This is a genomic window from Kitasatospora sp. NBC_00240 (genome assembly GCF_026342405.1).
Lineage (GTDB): Bacteria > Actinomycetota > Actinomycetes > Streptomycetales > Streptomycetaceae > Kitasatospora.
Map to the genome: position 1 here is coordinate 1943478 of NZ_JAPEMU010000001.1, position 24349 is coordinate 1967826.

Consider the following 24349-nt stretch of genomic DNA (forward strand, 5'->3'; position numbering starts at 1 on the left):
ACCCGGGAGCCGCGGCGGCCCCGGCGGGCACAGGCGGTGACCGGCCGCGCGGCCGCCCGGGCCGTCCACCGGCGAGGTCGGGGGCGCCCGGCGGCCGGAGCGGCGCCGGTGAATGCGCGGACCGGCGCGCCGCAGCTCCCTTGGCCGGCTCGCCGCAGGCAGTGTAGACATGGCATATGGCCCGAATTCCGGGCCGGTCCGGGGCGCGCCCGGCCGCTGGCTCGGCCGGCGGTCACCCGTCGGGTCGGCCTGATCAGCCGCGCGCGTCGCGCGATCCCTCGGGACGCCCGGGCAGGACGGCTCCGATCTGGGCGACCAGGCACTGGGTCCGGTCGGCCCCGTCGCGACTCAGCGTGGCCGGCCAGGTGTTCGCGCTCCAGGTGCTGGTGGTGCTGCTGCTGGTGGCGGCCGCCGTGGTGGCGCTGGTGGTGCAGTCCAACCGGGACAGCGTCGAGGAGGCCAAGAACCGGTCGGTGGCCGTCGCGCAGACCTTCGCGAACTCGCCGGGCATCGTCGCCGCGCTGCAGAGCCCCGATCCGACCGCCGTCCTCCAGCCGAAGGCGCAGTCCGTCCGGATCCAGACCGGGGTGGACTTCGTGGTGGTGCTGAACACCGACGGCATCCGCTACACCCACCCGCTGCCGGACCGGATCGGCAAGAAGTTCGTCGGCAACATCGAGCCGGCACTGGGCGGCGGGGTGGTGGTGGAGCAGATCACCGGCACGATCGGCCCGCTGGTGCAGGCGATCGTCCCGGTACGGGCGCCCAGCGGGCAGGTGGTCGGCCTGGTGTCGGCCGGCATCACCATCGACCGGGTGGTCAGCGCCTCGGACCGCCAGCTGCCGATCGTCCTCGGCGCCGCCGCGGGCGCGCTGGTGCTGGCCACCGGTGGGACGGCGCTGGTCAGCCGGCGGCTCCGGCGCCAGACGCACGGCCTGGACCCGGGCGAGATGACCCGGATGTACGAGCACCACGACGCGGTGCTGCACGCCGTCCGCGAGGGTGTGCTGATCTTCAGCGGCAGCGGGCGGCTGCTGCTGGCCAACGACGAGGCCCGGCGGCTGCTCGCCCTGCCGCCGGACGCCGAGGGGCGGCCGGTCGGCGAGATCGGCCTGGACCCGGCGATGGCCGACCTGTTCGCCTCGGGCCGGATGGTCACGGACGACGTGGTGCCGGCCGGCGAGCGGCTGATCGCGGTCAACATCCGGCCGACCGACCGCGACGGCGGGCCGCCCGGCAGCGTGGCGACCCTGCGCGACTCGACCGAGCTGCTCGGCCTGGCCGGGCGGGCGGACGTGGCCCGGCGCCGGCTGCGGCTGCTGTACGACGCCGGGGTCACCGTCGGCACCACGCTCGACGTGACCCGGACCGCCGAGGAGCTCGCGCAGGTGATGGTCCCCCGGTTCGCGGACTTCGTCAGCGTCGACCTGGCGGAGCAGGTGCTGGACGGCGACGAGCCGCCGGCGGGCATCAGCCGGATGCGCCGGGCCGCGTTCGGCGCGGTGACCCCGGGCTCGCCGTTCAAGCCGGTGGGCGCGCTGTTCGACGTGGTGCCGGACACCCCGCTGGCCGCCAGCCTCAGCGGCGGGCTGGCGGTGCTGGAGCCCGACCTGGCGGGGGCCGACCACTGGCGGACGCAGGACCCGGAGGGCGCCGCGCAGATCGTGGCGTACGGGGTGCGTTCGCTGATCAGGGTCCCGCTGCGGGCGCGCGGCGTGCTGCTCGGGGTGGTGCGGTTCTGGCGGCTGGAGCAGACCGAGACCTTCGAGGAGGACGACCTCTCGCTGGCCGAGGAGCTGGTCGCGCACGCCGCCGTCTGCGTCGACAACGCCCGGCGGTACACCCGCGAGCACGCGATGGCGGTCACGCTCCAGCACAGCCTGCTCCCCCGCACGCTGCCGCCGCAGAACGCGCTGGAGGTCGCCCACCGCTACCTGCCCGCCCAGGCGGGTGTGGGCGGGGACTGGTTCGACGTGATCCCGCTGGCCGGCACCCGGGTCGCGCTGGTGGTCGGCGACGTGGTCGGGCACGGCCTGCACGCGGCCGCCACGATGGGGCGGCTGCGGACCGCGATCCACAACTTCTCCGCGCTGGAGCTGCCGCCCGACGAACTGCTGGGCCACCTGGACGAGCTGGTCAACCGGATCGACCAGGACGAGGCGGCCAACCTCGGCGACTCCCCGGTCACCGGCGCGACCTGCCTGTACGCGGTCTACGACCCGGTCTCCCGGCGCTGCACGCTGGCCCGGGCCGGCCACCCGCCGCCCGCCGTGGTGCACCCCGACGGCACGGTGGAGTTCCCCACCCTGCCCGCCGGGCCGCCGCTCGGGCTGGCCGGCATGCCCTTCGAGACGGCCGAGCTGGAGCTGGCCGAGGGCAGCCTGCTGGTGCTGTACACCGACGGGCTGGTCGAGGACCGCAGCCGGGACATCGACGTCGGCCTCGACCTGCTGCGCGCCGCGCTGGCCCACCCGGGCCGCACCCCCGAGGAGACCTGTACGGAGGTGCTGGACGCGATGCTGCCCAGCCGTCCCACCGACGACATCGCCCTGCTGGTGGCCCGGACCAGGGTGCTGTCGGACGACCGGGTCGCCGAATGGGAGGTGCCCTCCGACCCGGCGGCGGTGTCGGGGGTGCGGGCCGCCGTCAGCGCGCAGCTGGCCGACTGGGGGCTGGACGAGGCGGCGTTCGTCACCGAGCTGATCCTGAGCGAGCTGATCACCAACGCGATCCGCTACGCCACCGGACCGATCCGGGTCCGGCTGCTCCGCGACCGGACGCTGATCTGCGAGGTCTCCGACACCAGCAGCACCTCGCCGCACCTGCGGTACGCGGCCACCATGGACGAGGGCGGGCGCGGGCTCTTCCTGGTGGCCCAGTTCGCCGAGCGCTGGGGCACCAGGTACACGGGTTCGGGCAAGGTCATCTGGACGGAGCAACCGCTGGCGTAGGACCCGGCCGGCCCGGTGCCCGGCCGAGGGGTGCCACGCGTGCCCCGGCCCCCGTGCGGGGCCGGGGCGTCGCGGTCAGAGCCGGAAGGCGTCCGCGAGGACGCCGACCACCTCGCCGATCACGATCACCGCGGGCGGGCGGACCTGCTCGGCGAGGACGGTCGCGCCGACCGTGCCGAGCGTGGCGTCGATCCGCCGCTGGCCGGCGGTGGTGCCCTCCTGGACGACCGCGACCGGGGTGTCTGCCGAGCGGCCGGCCTCGATCAGCCGGGCGGCGATCGCGCCGATCTTGTCCACGGCCATCAGCAGCACCACGGTGCCGGTCATCCCGGCGACGGCGTCCCAGTTGGTCAGCGACCGCTCGTCCGGGCCGACGTGGCCGGAGATCACCGTGAACTCGTGGGTCATCCCGCGGTGGGTGACCGGGATGCCGGCGGCCGCCGGGACGCTGATCGAGCTGGAGATGCCGGGGACGACGGTGACCGGCAGACCGGCTTCCGCGCAGGCCAGCAGCTCCTCGCCGCCGCGGCCGAAGACGTACGGGTCGCCGCCCTTGAGCCGGACCACGAACTTGCCGGCCTTGGCGTGCTCGATCAGCGTCCGGTTGATCGCCTCCTGCGCCATGTAGCGGCCGTAGGGGATCTTGGAGGCGTCGATGACCTCGACGTGCGGGGCCAGCTCGGCGAGCAGCTCACGCGGGGCGAGGCGGTCGGCGACCACCACGTCCGCGTCGGCGAGCAGCCGGCGGCCGCGCACGGTGATCAGGTCCGGGTCGCCCGGGCCGCCGCCGACCAGGGCCACCCCGGGGAGGCGCTCGCGGTACTGGCGGGCGGCCAGCGAACCGTCCCGCAGGCCGTCCACGATGGCGTTGCGCAGGGCGGCCGAATGGCGGGGGTCGCCGGTGAGGACCGCGACGGTCGCACCGCCGTCGTGGCCGGAGGCCGGGGTCCACGCGGTGGCGGCGGAGGCGTCGTCGCTGCGGGCGCAGAACACCCGCAGCCGCTCGGCCTCGGCGCTGACGGCGATGTTCACCGCCGGGTCGTCGGTGGCGACCAGCACGTACCAGGTGTCGGTCAGGTCGCCCTCCGTGTACGGGCGGGCGTGCCAGGTGAGCTCGCCGGCGTCCGCCATCGCCTGCACGGCGGGGGTGGTGGTCGGCGATATCAGCTGGATGTCCGCACCGGCGGCGATCAGGGCGGGCAGCCGGCGCTGGGCCACCTGGCCGCCGCCGACCACGACCACCCGGCGGCGGTCGAGGAGCAGGCCGACGGGGTACGGGGTGCGGCCCTCGGTGCCGGGGTGCGGGTTGGGCGCTGGGGTGGGCGCGGTCATGGTCGGGGCTCCTGGGTGGGAGGGAGGGTTTTCGGGTACGGCGACGGGCCCCGTACCCGGCGCGCCCTCGGGCCGGGTACGGGGGACTGCGTCCGGGTCAGGCCTTCTCGGTGACCCCGGCGGAGTCGAACGTGGCTACATCGTGCATCGAACGGGCCGCACTCTGCACCAGCGGGAGCGCCAGCAGCGCGCCGGTGCCCTCGCCGAGGCGCAGGTCCAGGTCGATCAGCGGACGCAGGCCGAGCTTGGCCAGCGCGGCCTGGTGGCCGGGCTCGGCGGACCGGTGGCCGGCGATGCAGGCCGCCAGCACCTCGGGGGCGATCGCCTTGGCGGCCAGCGCCGCCGAGCCGGCGATGACGCCGTCCAGGACGACCGGGGTGCGCAGCGAGGCGGCGCCGAGCATGAACCCGGCCAGGGCCGCGTGCTCCAGGCCGCCGACGGCCGCGAGGACGCCGATCGGGTCGCTCGGGTCGGGCTGGTGCAGGGCCAGCGCGGCGCGGATCACCTCGATCTTGTGGGCGTGCATCGCGTCGTCGATGCCGGTGCCGCGGCCGGTGACCTCGGCCGGGTCGAGGCCGGCGAACACCGAGATCAGCGCGGCGGAGGCGGTGGTGTTGCCGATCCCCATGTCGCCGGTGATCAGCACCTTGTTGCCGGCCGCCACCAGGTCGCGGGCGGTCTCGATGCCGACCTCGATCGCCTTCAGTGCCTCCTCCCGGCTCATCGCCGGGCCCTGGGTCATGTCGTCGGTGCCGGGCTTGACCTTGCGCGGCAGCAGGCCGGTGGTGCGGCCGGACTGGATCGCGTCCGGCAGCTCGGTCTTCACGCCGACGTCGACGACGACGACCTCGGTGCCGATCTGCTTGGCGAAGGAGTTGATCACCGCGCCGCCGGCCAGGAAGTTGGCCACCATCTGGGCGGTGACCTCCTGCGGCCAGGGGCTGACGCCCTGGGCGTGCACCCCGTGGTCACCGGCGAAGATCGCCACGCAGCCGGGCTCGGGGATCGGCGGCGGGCACTTGCGGGACAGGCCGCAGAGCTGGGCCGAGATGATCTCCAGCATGCCGAGCGAGCCGGCCGGCTTGGTCATCCGCTTCTGGCGGTCCCAGGCCTCACCGAGCGCCTTGGCGTCCAGCGGCCGGATCCCCCGCAGGGTGTCGGCGAGCAGGCTGTGCGGCTCCTCGCCGGGCAGCGCCCGGTTGCCGTACTGCTCCTCGTGGACCACCCAGGACAGCGGGCGCTTCTTCGCCCAGCCCTGCTGCTGCAGCTCGGGCTCCTCCGGGAAGGAGTCGACGTACCCCACGCACAGGTACGCGACGACCTCCAGGTGCTCGGGCAGGCCGAGCTCGCGGACCATCTCGTCCTCGTCGAAGAAGCTCACCCAGCCGACGCCCAGGCCCTCGGCACGCGCCGCCAGCCAGAGGTTCTCCACCGCCAGCGCCGCCGAGTAGGGGGCCATCTGCGGCTGGGTGTGCCGGCCCAGCGTGTGCCGGCCGCCGCGGGTGCGGTCGGCGGTGACCACGATGTTCACCGGGGTGTCGAGGATGGCCTCGATCTTGATTTCCTTGAACTGCTTGGCCCGGCCCTTGGGGAGCGAGTCGGCGTAGGCCACCCGCTGGCGCTCCGCCAGCTCGTGCATCTTGCGGCGGGTCTTCGCCGAGCGGATGACCACGAAGTCCCAGGGCTGGGAGTAGCCGACGCTCGGCGCGGTGTGGGCCGCCTCCAGGACGCGGATCAGCACCTCGTGCGGGATCGGGTCCGGGCGGAAGCCGTTGCGGATGTCGCGGCGCTCCCGGATCACCTGGTGCACGGCGGCCCGGCCGGCGTCGTCGAAGCCCTCGGCGGCCGGCCCCCGCGGGCCCGCGGGGGCCGGCGGCTCCGGCTCGACCACGGCCGCGGAGGCGGCGGCCGCATCGGCGCCGACGGGGTCGACGGCGGCGGCCGGGTCGACGGCGGGGTCGGCTACGGAGGCGGCGGGGTCGGTGCGGTCGGCGATGGCGGTGCCCTCCTCGGGCTCAGGGGCGGCCTCGGCCCGGGGCTGCTCCGGGGTCTGCTGCTCGTACTGCGCCTGCGGGTCGACCGGTGCCTCGGGCTGGGCCGGCGGCTGCTCCTGGGACGGCCCGGGCTGCTCGGCCGGGGCCTGCTCGTGGAGCTGCACCTGGGCCGGGTCGGCGGCGCCCTCCGGTGCCGGCGCCGCGTCCACGGCCTGCGGTTCGGTGGCGGGGGCGTCGACCGGCCGGCCGGAGGGCATGTCGCCGGTGCCGGCTGCCGTCTCGGGGGCGGCGGCCGTCCCGGGCGGCGCGGTGACGGCCTCGGCCCCGTCCGCGACGGTCACCGCGTCCACAGCTTCCACGGCCGCGGTGGCCTCGGCGGCCGGTTGCGGCTGCCCGTCCTCGGGCTGCGCCGACCGCTGGGGCTGCTCCTGCTGGCTCACCGCGGGCTCGGCCTGATCCGCGACGACCGGTTGCTCCGCGACGGGCTGCTCGGCGACGGGCTGCTCGGTCACGAGTTCCGCCGCAACGGCATGCTCAGGGACGGACCGCTCCGCCGCCGGCTGCTCGGGGGCGGCCTCCTGCGGGGCGACCTGCTGCGGGGCGACCTCGGCCGCCGCCTGCTCGACCACGGGCTGGGCCTCGACGGTGGGCAGGCCGTGCGGCGTGGGCGCGGCCAGGAAGGCCGAGATCCGACCTCTCGGCTGTGCGGGCGCCGCCACCGGCTGCGGCTGCGGCTCGACGGCGGGCGCGACCTCGGCGACCGGCTCGGGCCGGGCCTCCGGCTGCGCCTCGACGGACGGCTGCACCTCTGCGACGGGCTGCGCCTCGACCAGCGCCTGCGCCGCGACCGGCGGCTGGGCCTGGGCGGGCTCGGCCACGGCGGCCGGGGCCTGCGCGGGCTCGACCGCCACGTTCGCGGACGGCTGCGGGACCACGGCTTCGGCCGGGGCCTGCGGCGCTTCCTGCTCCGGCGGGGGCGCCTGCTCCGACGCCGGGGCGGGCACCTCCACGGCGGGAGCCGCCACGGCGGGGGTCTCCGGCACGGGAGCGTCCGCCACCGGGACGGCCTGCGCCACCGGCGGCCGGACGGCGACGGGCGCGGCGGCCGGCGGCTGCTCGACCGGGGCGACGATGCGTACGCCGTGCGCCGGGGTGCTGCCCTGGGACGGGCCGCGGTCGGCGAGCGAACGGACCGGGACATGGCCGGTCATCAGCGACGGGTCCGGGATCGGCGGGCCGGCGTGCAGGGGGCGGCGGGGCTGCTGAACCGCCGTCAGCTGGTCCTGGCCCTGCAGCGGAGCCGCGGCGGGCGCGGCCACGGCCGGGTCCGCCGCCGGCTCGGCGCCGGCGAGCGCGGGGCCGGCCTGGGCGGCGGCCAGCAGTGCGGGCGCGGCCAGGTCCTGGGGGGCCGGTGCGGCCATCACCGGCGGCGCGAGCGGCGGCCAGGAGGGCTCGACCGGAGTCCCGACGGATGAGCGGGCCGGCTCGGCCGCGGGCTCGGGGTGCTGCTCGCCGAGGGGGCGCAGGGCGACGGTGTCCACCCCGACCGGCGCCTCGGCGACCGGTGCCGACGGCTCGGCCGGGATGTGTACGAGGGGCTCGCCCCAGGAGCCCTGGGGGCCCGGCATCAGCAGCACGTCGTCCTCGTCGTCGAGCCCGTCCTGGGCGTCGGGCTGGTCCAGGAAGGTGAAGCCCGGGCGCTGGAGCAGGCCCTCGCCCCCGGGCGGGACGGCGCCGTGCGGGGGCGCGCCGTGGAGCGTCGCGCCGTGCGCGTGCGCCGGGGCCGCCTGGACGGGGAAGCCGGGGATGCCCTGGTCCGCCGCTCCCGGTACGGGGGCGACGGGTACCGCGATGCCCTCCGGCCGGCCGGCCGGGTGGGACCCGGCGAGCAGGTGCTCCGGCAGTCCCTCGCTGGGGACGTGGCCGCCATCGGTCATGTCAAAGCTCCTTCCAGGCCGCTGCCGCGCCCTTGGCGACGCGATCACCGACCGCAGCGCCCACATCCGCTCACGAGCCGGGCCAGGTTCCGGCCCGCCCCTCAACCACTCGCGGCCGCCGCGCCTGGGGCGCTGCGGCCGTTGATCTCCGGCGCGCTGCGGCACCCCGGCCTGCGCCCCACCCGTCAGGAGTGGTGCGCCATCTGAAATAACGACAACCCTGGGCAACCGGCACGATCGCACCGGACCCTACGGCATTCTCCCGGTCCGGCACGCGACCCGTCGAATTGCCCACGCTTCGAGCCACAGCGGGTTGCACCACGTCAAAAAGGCGACAAACGCACCAGATCGGGCATGGTGCGGCTGCCACGGCCACCCAGGACGCCACACTACCGGCCTGGGGCGGTCACCTCTCGAATCCGTGTCCGGATGCGACCGGGATCACCGCCCTCCGGCCGGATCAGGCCCCCTGCTCGCCCCAGAGCAGCACCGTCTGCGTCCCCGCGCCGAGCACCAGCCCGGCCGCCGCGCCGGCCTGCTCCTTCGCCAGTACCGGTCCGGGCAGGCCCGAACGAGGTGGGGCGGGCACGAACGAGCCGCTCCTGGCCGCGGCCGGCCGGGTCGCCGTCGACTGCAGGGGCGTCGACTGCAGCAGTGCGCCCTCGGCCCGGTAGCCGGCGCCCGCGATGGCCTCGCGGATCTCCTCGGCCTCCGCGAAGGTGCGGGCGACGGCGACGATCCGCTCCGGGCGGCGGGCCAGCACCGCCCGCACCGCCTCCGCCCCGCCGCTCTCGACCACTGCGGCGTCCGGTTCGGGCAGACCGCCCAGCGCCTGCGGGCCGGCGCCGTGCACGATCTCCACCTCGACGCCGAAGCGGCGCGCGTTGACGGCGATCCGCGCGCAGGCGGAGCTGTCCGCCTCCAGCGCGACGACGGCCGCCCCGAAACGCGCCACCTCCACGGCGAGCGCGCCGCTGCCGGCGCCCACCGCCCAGACCAGGTCGCCCGGGGCGGCGCCCAGCCGCGCGAGCACCAGCGCGCGGACGTGCGCGGGGAGTGCGTCCGATCCGCTCCCGCCCTCCCCCGCGCGCCCGGCGCCGGCGTAGGCGTCGGCGGGCAGCGCCCAGCCGCGTTCCGCGCCGGGGAATCCCACCGGGCGCCCGGCCAGCCAGCCGGCCGCCTCGCCGGCCGCGGCCTGCGGGCCGTTGCCACCGATCACCAGCACCACGTTCGGGTCCCGCCAGAGGTGGTCGGCGACCCGGTCGGAGGTGAGCACGGTGACGTCCTCGTCGGGGGTGCCGAGCCCCTCGCAGACCACGAAGGTGCGGTGCACGCCGCGGAGCATCAGGGCCAGCTCGCTGGGGCCGGCGCCGGCGGCGGTGAGCACCGCGACCTTGGGGTGGGCGCGGCAGATGTTGGCGGCCCGGCGCAGCCGGCCGCCGTGCGCGCTGACCACCTGGGCGTCCTCCCAGGGCATGCCGGCGCGGGCGAAGGCGGCGGCCACCGAGGAGACGGCGGGCAGCACCTCCAGTTCGAGCCCGTACTCGGGGCGGCGCAGGGTGCGGACGACGCCGAAGAACCCGGGGTCGCCCTCGGCGACGACGACGGCCGCGCCCCGGTGCTCGGCGATCCGACGGGCCGCCAGCTGCACGCTGCCGAGGGCGATCCGCTCGGCGCCGGCCGGTACCGGGAGCGCCTTGAGCTGGTAGGGCGCCCCGGCCACCAGGGTCGCCGCCGCGAGGGCCGCACCGGCGGCCTCGGTCAGCGGTGTGCCGTCCCACCCGATGACCGTGATCCGGTCAGCCATCTGCGGCTGTTCTCCTCGACTCTGGGCACTGCGCGGAACGGGGTGGCCCGCGGGCCACCGGGACCCGGCCGGGTCCGTCCAGGAGCAGAGGCTACCCGGTGCGCGCACCCCGTCGGCGACAACTCGCACACATGTCCCCCTCGGCGGGGGCGGCCGGCGCGGGTCAGTCCCGCAGGACGTACCGCCCGGCCCGCGGGTCGGGCGCCGGCGGTACCTCCTCCATGTCCTCGGGGAGCAGGCTCCAGAGGATGAGGTCGCTGCGGCTCTCGCCCGCGTCGTCGGCGCCGGCGGTGAGGAACTCGCGCTCGCGTACTATCCAGGCGCTGCGCAGCACGCCCTCACTGATGCAGCCGACCTTCTGCGCGACCTGCTGGGCGGCGGTGTTGCCGGCCGCCGTGCGCATCTCCAGGCGCTGGAAGCCGCGGTCCTCGAAGAGCCACTGGGCGACGCCGAGAACGGCCTCCCCGGCATAGCCCTCGCCGCGCGCCCAGGGGGCGGTGACGTAGCAGATCTCGGTGGCGCGCAGCCGCCAGTCGGTGTGCCGCAGCTCGACCAGGCCGACCACCCGCTGGGTGAGGTGCTCGGTGACGGTGAAGACGATGCCGTGCCCCTCGGCCCGGTGGGCGGGGGCGAGGGCGGTGGCCCACCGGACGGCGAGGTCCTCGGTGAAGGGCTGCGGGAGGTCCGTCCAGGCGTGCACCAGCTCGTCGGCCATCAGCTCGGCCAGGGCTGGGGCGTCGCCGACCTCAAGGGGGCGCAGCAGCAACCGTTCGGTGCTGATGGCGGTCTCGGGGAAGCTCGCTGCCATGCCGTCTCTCCTCGCCGGGTCGTGGACACACCGTACGCCCCACCGGGACCCGGGTGTCACGCGGTGCACGGACCGCACGACGGTACGTCAGAAAGGCCGTCCGTCATACCGTCGCCCCCCGATACTGCCCGACCGGGCCCCCGCCGAGGTGCGGCGGGGGCCCGGTCGGGCCGTGCGCGGAATCTTCGTCGGGCCGGTCAGAAGGCCGGGGTGACGGAGCCCTGGAAGGTGTCGTCGATGTACTTCTTGACCTCGGCGGAGTGCAGCAGCTCGGCGAGCTTCTTGACCCGCGGGTCGCTCTCCTTGCCCTTCTTCACGGCGAGGATGTTGGCGTACGGGTTGCCCTCGGCCTTCTCCACCACGATGGCGTCGCTGGCGGGCTTCAGGCCCGAGTCGAGCGCGTAGTTCCCGTTGATGACGGCGGCGTCCAGGTCGTCCAGCGAGCGGGGCAGCTGGGCCGCCTCCAGCTCCTTGAACTTGAGGTTCTTCGGGTTGGACGCGATGTCCTGGACGGTGGCGGTGGTGCCGGCGCCGCTCTTGAGGGTGATGACGTTGTTGTCGGCGAGCAGCTTGAGCGCCCGGCCCTCGTTGGTGGCGTCGTTGGGCACGCCGACCTGGGCGCCGTCCTTGAGGTCGCCGACCGCCTTGACCTTCTTGGAGTAGAGGCCCAGCGGCTCCAGGTGCACCGGCTCGACGGAGACGATGTCGGTGCCCTGCTTCTTGTTGAAGTCCTCCAGGTACGGGACGTGCTGGAAGTAGTTGGCGTCGGCCGAGCCGTCCTGCACCGCGGTGTTGGGGGTCACGTAGTCGGTGACCACCTTCACGTCGAGCTTGAGCCCGGCCTTGTCGGCCAGGTTCTTCTTGACGAAGTCCAGGATCTGGGCGTGCGGGGTGGGGCTGGCGACGACCACCAGGGCCTTGTCCGGGTCGGACCCGGCCGAGGAGGAGCTGTCGCTGCCGCAGGCGGCGAGCGAGAGGGCCAGGCCGGCGGTGGCGAGGACGGTGGTGGTCTTCAGAACGTTGCGCACGAAAAGTGCCTTTCTGCGTGATGCGGGGAGGCCGTCCGGGGATCGGGCGGCGGTGCGGTCAGTGGGGGGCGACGAGGTCGCCCGAGGAGGAGTCCGCGGCATTCCTGCGCGACCAGGGCCGGCCGGTGGCGCGGCCGCGGTGGGTGAGCCGTCGGGCGGCGTGGTCGCCGGCCAGCTGGACGGCGGTGACGATGACCACCAGCTCGGCGATGATCACCCACATGAAGCCGGTCTCGAAGCGCAGGTAGCCGTAGCGGACGGCGAGGTCGCCGAGTCCGCCGCCGCCCACCACGCCGGCCATCGCGGAGAAGCCGATCAGCGCGATGACGGTGGTGGTGACGGAGGCGATCAGCGAGGGCAGCGACTCCGGCAGCAGGGTCTTGCGGACGATCGTCCCGGTGCTGCCGCCCATCGACTGGACGGCCTCGACCAGGCCGCCGTCGACCTCGCGCACCGCGGTCTCGACCAGGCGTGCGAAGAAGGGGATGGCGCCGATGGTCAGCGGGACGGTGGCCGCCTGCCAGCCGATGGTCGTCCCGGCGATCGCCTTGGTGACGCCTTGCAGGGCGACCATCAGGATGATGAACGGCAGCGCGCGGCCGATGTTCACCACGGCGCCGAGCACCCGGTTGACCGGCACGTTCTGCAGCAGTCCGCCGCGGTCGGTGAGTACCAGCAGGACGCCGACCGGCAGGCCGATCAGGATGGTGCCCACCGAGGCCACGCCGACCATCTGGAGGGTCTCCCAGGTGGCGGGCCACAGCAGTTCCTGCATCTGGTCCCAGGTCATGCCACCACTCCGTCCGCCGCGTCGAGCACGTCCACCTGCAGGCCCTGCTCGCGCAGGAAGCCGATCGGCACCACGTTGTCCTGGTGGGCGCCGGGCAGTTCGACGCGCATCCGGCCGACCATCCGGCCGGCGATGGTCTCGACGGCCGCGCCGAGGATGTTGATGTCGATCTGGTAGGTGCGGGCGAGCTGCGAGACGAAGGGCCGGGCGGAGCTGTCGCCCTGGAAGGTGATCTCCAGCACCGTCCGGCCGGCGTGCCCGGAGGCGAACTCGCTGAGCGGGAAGAGCTCGCGGGCGAGCTCGGAGCCGGGGGTGGCGAGCAGGTCGGTGAGTGCGCCGGACTCGACCACCCGGCCGCCGCGCATCAGGGCCGCCGAGTCGCAGACGGACTTGATGACGTCCATCTCGTGGGTGATCAGCAGGACGGTGAGCCCGAGCTGCTGGTTGAGGTCGCGCAGCAGCTTGAGGATGGAGCGGGTGGTCTCGGGGTCGAGGGCGGAGGTCGCCTCGTCGGAGAGCAGCACCTTGGGGTCGCCGGCCAGGGCGCGGGCGATGCCGACGCGCTGCTTCTGGCCGCCGGAGAGCTGGCCGGGGTAGCTGCGGGCCTTGTCGGCGAGGCCGACCAGGTCGAGCAGTTCGGCGGCCTTGCGGCGACGCTGGGAGCGGTCCAGGCCGATGATCTCCAGCGGGAGTTCGACGTTCTCCTGGGCGGTCCGCGAGGCGAGCAGGTTGAAGTGCTGGAAGACCATGCCGATCCGCCGCCGGGCCTCGCGCAGGGCGCTGCCGGCGCGCTGCTCGTGACCGCCGAGGGCGGTGAGGTCCAGGCCGTCGACGGTGACGGTGCCGGAGCTGGGGCGCTCCAGCATGTTCACGCAGCGGATGAGTGTGCTCTTGCCTGCGCCGCTGGTGCCGACGACTCCGTAGACCTCGCCCTCGCGGACGTGCAGGTCGACGCCGGCCAGGGCGGTCACCTCGCGGCCTTGCGAGCGGTAGACCTTCGTGAGGTCCGTGGTGGTGATCACAGCTGCTTCCGTGGGTCGGGGGCGGACGTCGTCGAACCACCCGGCCGGGTCTCGGCCGGGGACGGGCGGCGACGCGCCGATGAGGGTGTTTCCGGACCTGCCATCCCTTGATCCTTGCGGCTGCACGGGCGGCCCGCGCGGGGGCGTGACCCGCACGGGTCAACGGCAGCAGGGCTCCCGCCCGGGCGGGCGGTGGGACGGGCGGGCACGGCGGCGCTCCACGACAGGAGCGGCCGGGGTTCTCGCTTCGGGGCGCGAGGAGGGGGCTACCACCGGCCGGAGGCCGGGGAGGACAGTGGCCCTCAGCGGTGACACATTCGACGGCACATGGCACTCTCACCTGCCGGCATGGTGCCGGTGGGGGTCCATTTCGTCGTCGCAGTCATGAGAGCCAGTAAATCAGATCAATCGAATGAGTCCCAGATATCAGGACTCCAAGTCCGGAATGCGGACACGACCCTTTGCTGCCAAGCACAGAAGCGCCCGGGTCCTGTCACGCACGTGACCGGACCCGGGCGCCGGGGAGACCTCAGGCGGAGGCGGCCAGCTCGCTGTGCGCCGGCTTCTCCAGCGCGACGTAGGTCAGCTCGCCGCCGATCGTCTCGACGCCGGTCTGCCGGTAACCCTGCCGGGCGTAGAGGCGCAGGTTGCCGAGGCTGCGGTGGCCGGTGAAGAGACGGAAGACCTGCACCGACCCGTCCTCCAGCAGGCGCCGCTCCATCGCGTCCAGCAGCCGGCCGCCCAGGCCGTGGCGCTGCATCCGGGGGTGGACCACCAGACGCCCTATCCGGCCGACACCGCCCTCGTCGACCCGGCCGCGGACGGTCCCGACGACCTCGTCGCCGAGCCGGGCGACCAGCACGTGCCGCTCGGCCAGCTCGGTGCGCAGGCTCTCCAGGGTCTGCGTCAGGGGCTCGATGCCCCAGTCGCCGTACAGCTCCGCCTCGCTCTGGTAGCCGAGGTACTGGAGCTTGAGGATCTGCTCCGCGTCTTCCTTGTCCGCAACCGAGATGATCACACTCATGCCCATGTACAGGGGCCTCCCCATCGTTGTTCTCCGGCGCGCGGGTTCGAGGGTGTCGCACCGGATGCTCTGCCGGAGATGTACCCGGCCGGGGATCGGTCCTGACCGGGGTATGGCGCACGAACGTATCAGCCCGGCAGGATGCACCACAGCCCGCCGGGCCGGGCCGCGCTCACGCTCAGTATCCGTGTGATCGCGTCACCGTCAAGAGGTGCGTTCGCCACCGCTCTACCCCGGCGTCAGCTTCTCTCAACCTCCCGGACGCCCGACGTGTCGAGCATCACGTCCGCAGGCCGTGCAGCACCGTGCGCAGACAGGACAGGCAGCGGGAGCGGGTGGGGCCGATGCTGCCGCGCGGAATTCCGAGCAGGCCCGCCAGGTCACCGTAGGTGAGCCCGGGCGCGTCGGCGAGCGCGGCGAGCAGCCCGGGACAGCGGCCGGGCAGGGCGGCGACGGCCGCCCACAGGGCGCGCCGGCCCCGCTCGGCGAGCACCTCCTCCTCCGCCGAGGGGGCGGGCGCGGGGCAGGCCGCACGCCCGGCGGCGAGGCGCTCCCGCTCGGCCGTCCGGGTGAGGCGCCGGCACTCGCGCAGGGCCAGCGAGCGCAACCAGGAGCGGACGTCACCCGGCAGCCGGCCGGCGGCGGCGCGCTCGCATACCAGCAGCCAGACGGACTGCTCCAGATCCTCGGCGTCCAGCCGGTGGCGGCGGGCCAGCACGGCGACGAACGGGGCCACGGCGGGACGCAGCCCCACCACCGGAAGCACGGCGGGGAGCGGAGGACCCGGCGTGGACCCGATGCCGCGCGGGGGCACGGGACCGTACGCAGACCCGGGACTGGACGGGGGCGCGGGACTGGACGGGGGCGCGGACGGGCGGCCCGCGCGGGGCGCGATCGGGGGCGCGGACGGACGGGTGACGGCGGGTCGGTCGGCATACACACCGTGTACTACCGGCGGCGGGCCCGTCCGGACACGGCCGGGCCGGCCCGCGACCGGGACGGGAACAGCACGGAGGGGGCGCGACGGTCACCCGTCACGCCCCCTCCGGTCGGGGCGTCAGCCCTGGGTCCACTCCTGCTGGAGGGCCAGGTCGGCCTTGAGCTCGGCCAGCTGGACCGCGACGGCGGACGGCGCGGTGCCGCCCCGGCCGTTGCGGGAGGCGATCGCACCGTGCACGTTGAGCACCGAGCGGACCTCGGGCGTCAGGTGCTCGGAGATCGCGGCGAACTGCTCGTCCGTCAGGTCGGACAGCTCGATGCCCTGGCCCTCGCAGACCTTGACGCAGGCGCCGGCGACCTCGTGCGCGACCCGGAACGGCACGCCCTGCTTGACCAGCCACTCGGCGATGTCGGTGGCCAGCGAGAACCCGGCGGGGGCCAGCTCCTCCAGACGCTCCCGGTGCACGGTGAGGGTGGCCATCATGCCGGTGAAGGCCGGCAGCAGGACCTCGAGGGTGTCGCAGGAGTCGAAGACCGGCTCCTTGTCCTCCTGGAGGTCCCGGTTGTAGGCCAGCGGCAGCGCCTTGAGAGTGGCGAGCAGCCCGGTCAGGTTGCCGATCAGGCGGCCGGACTTGCCACGCGCCAGCTCCGCGATGTCCGGGTTCTTCTTCTGCGGCATGATCGAGGACCCGGTGGAGAAGGCGTCGTGCAGCGTGATGAAGCCGAACTCCTTGGTGTTCCAGATGATCACCTCCTCCGCGATCCGGGAGAGGTTGATGCCGATCATCGCCGTCACGAAGGCGAACTCCGCGACGAAGTCGCGCGAGGCGGTGCCGTCGATCGAGTTGCCGACCGAACCGCGCTCGAAGCCCAGCTCGGCGGCGACCGCCTCCGGGTCCAGCCCGAGCGAGGAGCCGGCCAGCGCGCCGGAGCCGTACGGGGAGACGGCGGTGCGGGTGTCCCACTGGCGCAGCCGCTCGGCGTCCCGGCCGAGGGCCTGGACGTGCGCGAGCACGTGGTGCGCGAAGAGCACCGGCTGGGCGTGCTGCAGGTGGGTGCGGCCCGGCATCGCGGTGTCGGGGTGCGCCTCGGCGAGGCCGACCAGGGCGTGCTGGAGATCCAGCACCAGACCGCCGATGATCTTCGCGTGGTCGCGCAGGTACATCCGGAACAGCGTGGCGATCTGGTCGTTGCGCGAGCGCCCGGCCCGCAGCTTGCCGCCGAGGTCGGCCCCGAGCCGCTCCAGCAGCCCGCGCTCCAGGGCGGTGTGCACGTCCTCGTCGGCGATGGTGCCGGTGAAGGCGCCGGACTCGACGTCGGCCAGCAGCTCGTCCAGGCCGGCCAGCATGCCGGCCAGCTCCTCGTCGCTCAGCAGCCCGGCCTTGTGCAGGACCCGGGCGTGCGCCTTGGAGCCGGCGATGTCGTACGGCGCGAGCCGCCAGTCGAAGTGCACCGAGGCGGAGAGCTTGGCCAGCGCCTCGGAGGGGCCGTCGGCGAAGCGTGCGCCCCAGAGTCGGACGTCTGCGGTCGGTTCGGACGACATCGCGTGGGCTCCTTGCTGGGCTTACGGGTACGGGTAGCGGGAGGTCCCGGCTGCGGGGCGCAGCCGGGACCGTGCGAGCGGGGTCGCTCAGGCGAGGTCGCGGCGGGCCGCGATCTTCGAGGAGAGGCCGAAGATCTCGATGAAGCCCTTGGACATCGACTGGTCGAAGGTGTCGCCGGTGTCGTAGGTCGCCAGGTTGAAGTCGTACAGCGACTGGTCCGACTTGCGGCCGTTGACGACGGCCCGGCCGCCGTGCAGGACGAGCCGGATCTCGCCGGAGACGTGCTGGTTGGCCTCGTTGATGAAGCCGTCCAGGGCCCGCTTGAGCGGGGAGAACCACAGGCCGTCGTAGACCAGCTCGGCCCAGCGCTGCTCGACCTGCCGCTTGTAGCGGGCCAGCTCGCGCTCGACGGTGACGTTCTCCAGGGCCTGGTGGGCGGTGATCAGGGCGATCGCGCCGGGGGCCTCGTAGATCTCGCGGGACTTGATGCCGACCAGGCGGTCCTCGACCATGTCGAGCCGGCCGACACCCTGGGCGCCGGCGCGCTTGTTGAGCTCCTCGACGGCCTGCAGCACCGTCACCTTGCGGCCGTCGATCGCGACCGGGACGCCCGCCTCGAAGGTGATGACGACGGTGTCGGCCTCACGCGGGGCGGCCGGGTCCTGGGTGTACTCGTAGACGTCCTCGATCGGGGCGTTCCAGATGTCCTCCAGGAAGCCGGTCTCGACGGCCCGCCCGAAGACGTTCTGGTCGATCGAGTACGGGTTCTTCTTGGTGGTGACGATCGGGAGGTTCTTCGCCTCGGCGAAGGCGATCGCCTTGTCACGGGTCATCGCGTAGTCGCGGACCGGGGCGATGCACTTCAGCTCGGGGGCCAGCGACTGGATGCCGACCTCGAAGCGGACCTGGTCGTTGCCCTTGCCGGTGCAGCCGTGGGCGACGGTGGTGGCGCCGTGCTTCTGCGCGGCGGCGACCAGGTGCTTGACGATGGCCGGCCGCGACAGCGCGGAGACCAGCGGGTACTGGCCCTGGTAGAGGGCGTTGGCCTTGAGGGCGGGGAGGCAGTACTCGTCCGCGAACTCCTCGCGGGCGTCGGCCACCTCGGCCTCGACGGCGCCGCAGTCCAGCGCCCGCTGGCGGATCGCGTCCAGGTCCTCGCCACCCTGGCCGACGTCGACCGCGACGGCGATGACCTCGGCGCCGGTCTCCTCGGCGATCCAGCCGATGCAGACGGACGTGTCCAGACCGCCCGAATAGGCGAGTACGACGCGCTCGGTCACGGCTTTCTCCTTCACAACTGTGCGAACGGGGTGTGCGGTACGCGGGGTGCGGCGGCGGACTCCGGACTGAGCGGGTCCACCGGGGGCCGGTCCCATGCGGTGCTAGGCATAAGTATGCATGAGTCCGTATGGATTTCAAAACACCGGCCGGAGGGCGATGCCGGTGCGGTTCGGGAAAGGGGCAATGACGGGACACCCGCGCCCGTCCACCGGTGCGACGGACGGGCGCGGGCCCGGTGCGGCCGGGCAGGGCGTGCCGCTACTGCGCCTTGGCCTGGGCCAGCTGCATCAGGTGGTCGGCGAGCGCCTGGCCACCGGCCGGATCACGGCTGATCAGCAGCACGGTGTCGTCGCCGGCGATGGTACCGATGATCTCGAAAACCTCGGCCTGGTCGATCGCCGAGGCGAGGAACTGCGCCGCCCCGGGCGGCGTGCGCAGCACCACGAGGTTGCCCGAGGCGGTGGCCGAGACCATCAGCTCGCCGGCCAGCCGGGCCATCCGGCCCTCGCTGGCCGACTCCCCCATCGGCGCGCGCGGCGTACGGTCGCCGCCCTCGGCCGGGACGGCGTAGATGAGCGCGCCGTCCCGGTTGCGGATCTTCACCGCGCCCAGCTCGTCCAGGTCCCGCGAGAGAGTGGCCTGGGTGACCACCAGTCCGTCGTCGGCGAGCAGCTTGGCGAGCTGGCTCTGCGAGCGCACGGGCTGACGGGTCAACAGGTCCACGATCCGCCGGTGGCGCGCGGCACGGGTCTGCGGGACCTGTGACGTCGGCCCGGCGGCGGGCTGGCCGGAGTGGGGTGCGGTCATATGAATGATTCTCCCGGACTACGCGCGGCCGTCGGCGGGCGGGGCGCTCTCGTTCACCGACCGCAGGATCGCGGGCAGTGCGGCGAGGAACGCGTCGGCGTCCTGCTCGGTCAGCACCAGCGGCGGCGCGAGGCGCACCGCGTCCGGCACCGCGGCGTTGACCAGGAACCCGGCCTCCTGCGCGGCGGCCTGGATCTTGGCCGCCACCGGCTCGGTCAGCACGATGCCGAGCAGCAGGCCGGCGCCCCGCACGTGCGAGACCAGCGGGTCCCCGATCGCCTCGATGCCCGTGCGCAGCCGGTCGCCCAGCTTGCGGACGTGCTCCAGCAGGCCCTCGGACTCGATGGTGTCCAGGACGGCCAGCGCGGCCGCGCAGACCACCGGGTTGCCGCCGAAGGTGGTCCCGTGGTTGCCGGGCTGCAGCAGGTCGGCGGCCGGGCCGAAGGCCAGCGTGGCGCCGATCGGCAGGCCGCCGCCGAGGCCCTTGGCCAGGGTGACGACGTCCGGCTCCACGCCCTCGAAGGCCTGGTGGGCGAACCAGTGGCCGGCCCGGCCGATGCCGGTCTGGATCTCGTCCAGGATCAGCAGGGTGCCGGTGGCGCGGGTGATCTCGCGGGCGGCCCTGAGGTAGCCGTCCGGCAGCGGGATCGCGCCGTTCTCGCCCTGGATCGGCTCCAGGAAGACGGCGGCGGTGTCGGTGGTGACGGCGGCGCGCAGCGCCTCGACGTCACCGAACGGGACGTGGGTGACGTCGCCGGGCAGCGGGCGGAACGGGTCCTGCTTGGCGGGCTGGGCGGTGAGCGCGAGGGCGCCCATCGTCCGGCCGTGGAAGGCGCCCTGCAGGGAGACCAGGTGGGTGCGCCCGGTCAGCCGGCTGATCTTGAACGCGGCCTCGTTGGCCTCGGCGCCGGAGTTCGAGAAGAACACCCGTCCGTCCCGCCCGGAGAGCTCGATCAGCCGCTCGGCGAGCTTCACCGTGGGCTCGGCGAGGAACAGGTTGGAGATGTGGCCGAGCGAGGAGATCTGCTCGGTCACGGCCGCCACGATCGCCGGGTGGGCGGTGCCGAGGGCGTTGACCGCGATGCCGCCGATGAAGTCGGTGTACTGCTTGCCGTCGGCGTCCCAGAGCCGGGCGCCCTCGCCGCGCACCAGCGGGATCCGCGGGGTGCCGTAGTTGTTCATCAGGGCGTGCTGCCACCGCCCGGTCAGCTGCTCGTTGCCGCTCATGCCAGTCCCCCGGTCACCATCATGTCGTCGTCCGGCACGACCATCGTGCCGATGCCCTCATCGGTAAAGATCTCAAGCAGCAGCGAGTGCTGCACCCTGCCGTCCAGCACGCGGGCGGTGCCGACCCCGGAGCGGACGGCGTTCAGGCAGCCCTCCATCTTGGGCAGCATGCCGCTGGCGAGGTCCGGCAGCAGGGACTCCAGCTCGGTCGCGCTGAGCTGGCTGATCACGTCGTCGGAGTTCGGCCAGTCGGCGTACAGGCCCTCGACGTCGGTCAGCACGACCAGCATCTCGGCGCCCAGCGCCACCGCCAGGGCGGAGGCCGCGGTGTCCGCGTTGATGTTGTAGACGTGGCCGTCGGTGCCGCGGGCGATCGAGGAGATCACCGGGATCCGGCCGTCCCCGATCAGTGCCTTCACCGCGCCGGCCTCGATGTTGACGATGTCGCCGACCAGGCCGATGTCGACGTGCTCGCCGTCGACCAGGGCGTAGCGCTTGACCGCCGTCATGGTGTGCGCGTCCTCGCCGGTCATGCCGACCGCGAACGGGCCGTGGTCGTTGAGCATCCCGACCAGCTCGCGCTGGACCTGGCCGGCGAGCACCATCCGGACCACGTCCATGGTCTCCGGGGTGGTCACCCGCAGGCCGTTGGTGAAGCTGGACTCCAGTCCCAGCTTGTCCAGTTGGGCGCTGATCTGGGGGCCGCCGCCGTGCACGACCACCGGGTGCAGGCCCGCGTAGCGCAGGAACACCACGTCCTGGGCGAAGGCCGCCTTGAGCTCCTCGTCGACCATGGCGTTGCCGCCGAACTTGATGACGACGGTCTTGCCGTGGAAGCGCTCCAGCCACGGGAGCGCCTCGATGAGGGTGAGGGCCTTGGGCAACGCGGTGTTGTTGCGGGCCTGTTCACCCTTGGGTGCGATCTGCACGGTGTACGTCTCCGACTCGGTGGTGGGTTCGGGCGGGGGCGGTGCAAGGCCGCCCCCGGGGCCGGCGGGCTCAGGTCGAGTAGGCGCTGTTCTCGTGCACGTAGTCGGCGGTGAGGTCGTTGGTCCACACCGTGGCGGAGGCCTGGCCGGCGTTGAGGTCGGCGGTGATGACCACGTCGCGGCCGCTCATGTCCACCAGGTCGCGGTCCTCGCCGACGCTGCCGTCCTTGCAGACCCAGATCCCGTTGATGGCGACGTCCAGACGGTTCGGGTCGAAGGCCGCCGAGGTGGTGCCGATGGCGGCCAGCACCCGGCCCCAGTTCGGGTCCTCACCGTGGAGGGCGCACTTCAGCAGGTTGTTGCGGGCCACCACCCGGGCGACGTCGACGGCCTCGTCCTCGGTGGCCGCGCCGGTGATGTCGATCCGGATGTCCTTGCTGGCGCCCTCGGCGTCGCCGATCAGCTGCCGGGCCAGGTCGGCGCAGACCGCGCGGACGGCCTCGGCGAACTCGGCGGCGTCCGGGGCCGTCCCGGCGGCGCCGGAGGCCAGCAGCAGCACGGTGTCGTTGGTGGACATGCAGCCGTCGGAGTCCACCCGGTCGAAGGTGGTGCGGGTGGCGGCGCGCAGCGCGGTGTCCAGGCCGGCGCTGTCGACGTCGGCGTCCGTGGTGAGGACGACCAGCATGGTCGCCAGACCCGGCGCCAGCATGCCCGCGCCCTTGGCCATGCCGCCCACCGTCCAGCCGGCCGGGCTGGTGACCTGCGCGGTCTTGTGCACGGTGTCGGTGGTCTTGATGGCGACGGCGGCGGCCTCCCCGCCGTCCTCGCTCAGGGCCCGGGCGGCCTGCTCGACGCCGGGGAGCAGCAGGTCCATCGGCAGCCGCAGGCCGATCAGTCCGGTGGACGCGACCGCGACCTCGCCGGCGTTGACCTTGAGCTCCTCGGCGACCTTCTCGGCGGTGGCGTGGGTGTCCTGGAACCCCAGCGGGCCGGTGCAGGCGTTGGCGCCGCCGGAGTTGAGCACCACGGCGGAGAGCCGGCCGCCCTTGAGGACCTGCTCGGACCAGAGCACCGGCGCGGCCTTGACCCGGTTGGAGGTGAAGACGCCGGCGGCGGCCAGCGACGGCCCGTCGTTGACCACGAGGGCGAGGTCCGGCGTACCGGAGGCCTTGATCCCGGCGGTGACGCCGGCGGCGCGGAACCCCTTGGCCGCCGTGACGCCGATGGTGGGGTTGTTCGTCACGGTGCGACTCCGTTCAGGGGCAGGCCCAGCTCTTCCGGCAGGCCGAGGGCGATGTTCATGCTCTGCACCGCGCCGCCGGCGGTGCCCTTCACCAGGTTGTCGATCGCACTGATCGCGATGACCCGCCCGGCGTGCTCGTCCAGGGCGACCTGGACCAGCGCGGCGTTGGAGCCGTAGACCGAACTGGTCTGCGGCCAGCTCCCCTCGGGCAGCAGGTGCACGAAGGGCTCGTCCGCGAAGGCCTCGGCGTACGCGGCACGGACGGCCCCGGCCGTCACGCCGGGCTTCGCCTTGGCACTGCAGGTGGCGAGGATGCCCCGGGGCATCGGGACGAGGGTCGGCGTGAAGGAGACCGTGACGGGCTCACCCGCGACCGGGGTGAGGTTCTGCGACATCTCGGGGGTGTGCCGGTGGGCGCCGCCGACGCCGTACGCGCTGACGTTGCCCATCACCTCGCTGCCGAGCAGGTGCGTCTTGGCGGCCTTGCCCGCGCCGGAGGTGCCGGAGGCCGCGACGATGACCGCCTCGGGCTCGACCAGCTGCGCGGCGTACGCCGGGAAGAGCGCCAGCGAGACGGCCGTCGGGTAGCAGCCGGGGACGGCGATCCGGTTGCTGCCCTTGAGCGCGGCCCGGTGGCCGGGCAGCTCGGGCAGGCCGTAGGGCCAGGTGCCGGCGTGCGCGGAGCCGTAGAACTGCTCCCAGTCCGCCGAGGCCTTCAGGCGGAAGTCGGCACCGCAGTCGACCACCAGGACGTCCTCGCCCAGTGCCTGGGCGACGGCGGCGGACCGGCCGTGCGGCAGGCCGAGGAAGACCACGTCGTGCCCCGCCAGCACCTCGGGCGTGGTGGGCTCCAGGACGCGGTCGGCGAGCGGCAGCAGGTGCGGTTGCAGGAGTCCGAGTCTCGTCCCGGCGTTGGAGCCGCCGGTCAGCGCACCGATCTCGACCTCCGGGTGACCGAGCAGCAGGCGCAGGACCTCACCGCCCGCATAACCACTCGCTCCGGCGACGGCGACTCGCAATGCCATGACGTTCCCTCCTAGGACTTGGCATGAATATACGCAGCACGGAACATTCATGCAAGAAGCCTGCCCGGAGCCCCTCCCCCGGTGATCACGCTCCCGCCCCCAGCCTAGGGCCGGGCAGCCGTCTCCCGACCCCGCTTCACCCCGCCGGGGGCGACGGACCCGCCGCCCGCCGGGCGGCCGCGCCGGACTGCGCCGCTCCCCGCGCGGGCAGACCATGGAGGGACAGGCCGACCGCCCGGTCCGCCGACCACGTCACGGGCCGGGCCCGACGAGGAGTAGAGCCATGTTCGGTCGGAGCAAGGCGTTCAGCGGCTTCGCCGTGGACGACATCGACAAGGCCAGAGGCTTCTACGCCGAAACTCTGGGCGTCGACCTCACCGAGGCCGACGGGCTGCTGCGCCTGCACCTGGGCAGCGGCGCCGACGTGCTGATCTATCCCAAACCCGAGCACACCCCGGCCACCTTCACCGTCCTCAACTTCCCGGTGGAGGACATCGAGGCGGCGGTCGACGAGCTCGGCCGGCGCGGCGTCCGGTTCGAGCGCTACCCCGGGCTGGAGGCGGACGAGCGGGGCATCTACCGCGAGGCGGGCCCGGACATCGCCTGGTTCACGGACCCGGCGGGGAACATCCTCTCGGTGATCCAGGAGCACTGACCCGCA

18 protein-coding genes are annotated in these 24349 nt (G+C 73.9%); 2 read left to right on the forward strand and 16 right to left on the reverse strand.

The features are described from left to right. Positions 1-176 precede the first annotated feature (176 nt). Complete coding sequence (locus tag OG689_RS08150) at positions 177-2951, forward strand: SpoIIE family protein phosphatase (RefSeq protein ID WP_266318983.1); 2775 nt, start codon at positions 177-179, stop codon at positions 2949-2951. A gap of 75 nt (positions 2952-3026) precedes the next feature. Here the strand turns inward: OG689_RS08150 and cobA are convergent, their stop codons facing one another. The 16 genes from cobA to argC all read right to left on the reverse strand — a co-directional run bounded on the left by cobA (position 3027) and on the right by argC (position 23688). Next, positions 3027-4283, reverse strand: coding sequence for a uroporphyrinogen-III C-methyltransferase (cobA, locus tag OG689_RS08155; RefSeq protein WP_266318984.1), 1257 nt, complete (start codon positions 4281-4283; stop codon positions 3027-3029). A 97-nt stretch (positions 4284-4380) separates the two neighbouring features. Continuing rightward, positions 4381-8214: a nicotinate-nucleotide--dimethylbenzimidazole phosphoribosyltransferase gene (cobT, locus tag OG689_RS08160; RefSeq protein ID WP_266318985.1), complete on the reverse strand. Its 3834-nt coding sequence runs from the start codon at positions 8212-8214 to the stop codon at positions 4381-4383. Between the two features lie 460 nt (positions 8215-8674). Next, positions 8675-10021: a precorrin-6y C5,15-methyltransferase (decarboxylating) subunit CbiE gene (cbiE, locus tag OG689_RS08165; protein WP_266318986.1), complete on the reverse strand. Its 1347-nt coding sequence runs from the start codon at positions 10019-10021 to the stop codon at positions 8675-8677. A gap of 163 nt (positions 10022-10184) precedes the next feature. Next, positions 10185-10829, reverse strand: coding sequence for a GNAT family N-acetyltransferase (locus OG689_RS08170; protein WP_266318988.1), 645 nt, complete (start codon positions 10827-10829; stop codon positions 10185-10187). Between the two features lie 197 nt (positions 10830-11026). Next, complete coding sequence (locus OG689_RS08175) at positions 11027-11857, reverse strand: MetQ/NlpA family ABC transporter substrate-binding protein (protein ID WP_266318989.1); 831 nt, start codon at positions 11855-11857, stop codon at positions 11027-11029. A gap of 58 nt (positions 11858-11915) precedes the next feature. Continuing rightward, positions 11916-12647 carry a methionine ABC transporter permease gene (locus tag OG689_RS08180; RefSeq protein WP_266318990.1) on the reverse strand — a complete coding sequence of 244 codons (732 nt, stop codon included), beginning with the start codon at positions 12645-12647 and terminating at the stop codon, positions 11916-11918. Beyond that, positions 12644-13669, reverse strand: coding sequence for an ATP-binding cassette domain-containing protein (locus tag OG689_RS08185; RefSeq protein WP_266318992.1), 1026 nt, complete (start codon positions 13667-13669; stop codon positions 12644-12646). The genes OG689_RS08180 and OG689_RS08185 overlap by 4 nt, the downstream gene beginning before the upstream one ends. Positions 13670-14198: 529 nt before the next feature. Next, a complete protein-coding gene (locus OG689_RS08190; protein WP_266318993.1) occupies positions 14199-14699 on the reverse strand; it encodes a GNAT family N-acetyltransferase in 501 nt (166 codons plus the stop codon). 274 nt (positions 14700-14973) lie between these two features. Continuing rightward, positions 14974-15459, reverse strand: a complete 486-nt coding sequence (locus tag OG689_RS08195; RefSeq protein ID WP_266318994.1) for a sigma-70 family RNA polymerase sigma factor — start codon at positions 15457-15459, stop codon at positions 14974-14976. A gap of 291 nt (positions 15460-15750) precedes the next feature. Beyond that, positions 15751-17175: an argininosuccinate lyase gene (gene argH, locus OG689_RS08200; protein ID WP_266318996.1), complete on the reverse strand. Its 1425-nt coding sequence runs from the start codon at positions 17173-17175 to the stop codon at positions 15751-15753. A gap of 87 nt (positions 17176-17262) precedes the next feature. Next, positions 17263-18456: an argininosuccinate synthase gene (locus tag OG689_RS08205; RefSeq protein ID WP_266318997.1), complete on the reverse strand. Its 1194-nt coding sequence runs from the start codon at positions 18454-18456 to the stop codon at positions 17263-17265. A gap of 259 nt (positions 18457-18715) precedes the next feature. After that, a complete protein-coding gene (locus tag OG689_RS08210; RefSeq protein WP_073921522.1) occupies positions 18716-19264 on the reverse strand; it encodes an arginine repressor in 549 nt (182 codons plus the stop codon). Between the two features lie 18 nt (positions 19265-19282). Further along, on the reverse strand, positions 19283-20491 hold the full coding sequence (locus tag OG689_RS08215) for an acetylornithine transaminase (protein WP_266318999.1): 1209 nt from the start codon (positions 20489-20491) through the stop codon (positions 19283-19285). After that, positions 20488-21420, reverse strand: coding sequence for an acetylglutamate kinase (argB, locus tag OG689_RS08220; RefSeq protein ID WP_266319000.1), 933 nt, complete (start codon positions 21418-21420; stop codon positions 20488-20490). Before argB ends, OG689_RS08215 begins: the two co-directional genes overlap by 4 nt. Positions 21421-21490: 70 nt before the next feature. After that, complete coding sequence (argJ, locus tag OG689_RS08225; RefSeq protein ID WP_266326958.1) at positions 21491-22645, reverse strand: bifunctional glutamate N-acetyltransferase/amino-acid acetyltransferase ArgJ; 1155 nt, start codon at positions 22643-22645, stop codon at positions 21491-21493. Positions 22646-22659: 14 nt separating this feature from the next. Continuing rightward, positions 22660-23688, reverse strand: a complete 1029-nt coding sequence (argC, locus tag OG689_RS08230; protein WP_266319002.1) for an N-acetyl-gamma-glutamyl-phosphate reductase — start codon at positions 23686-23688, stop codon at positions 22660-22662. A 283-nt stretch (positions 23689-23971) separates the two neighbouring features. Here argC and OG689_RS08235 point away from each other — a divergent pair, with 283 nt between their 5' ends. Next, the gene (locus tag OG689_RS08235) at positions 23972-24343 is read left to right on the forward strand and encodes a VOC family protein (protein ID WP_266319004.1); all 372 of its coding nucleotides are present in this window, start codon (positions 23972-23974) and stop codon (positions 24341-24343) included. Positions 24344-24349: the final 6 nt, after the last annotated feature.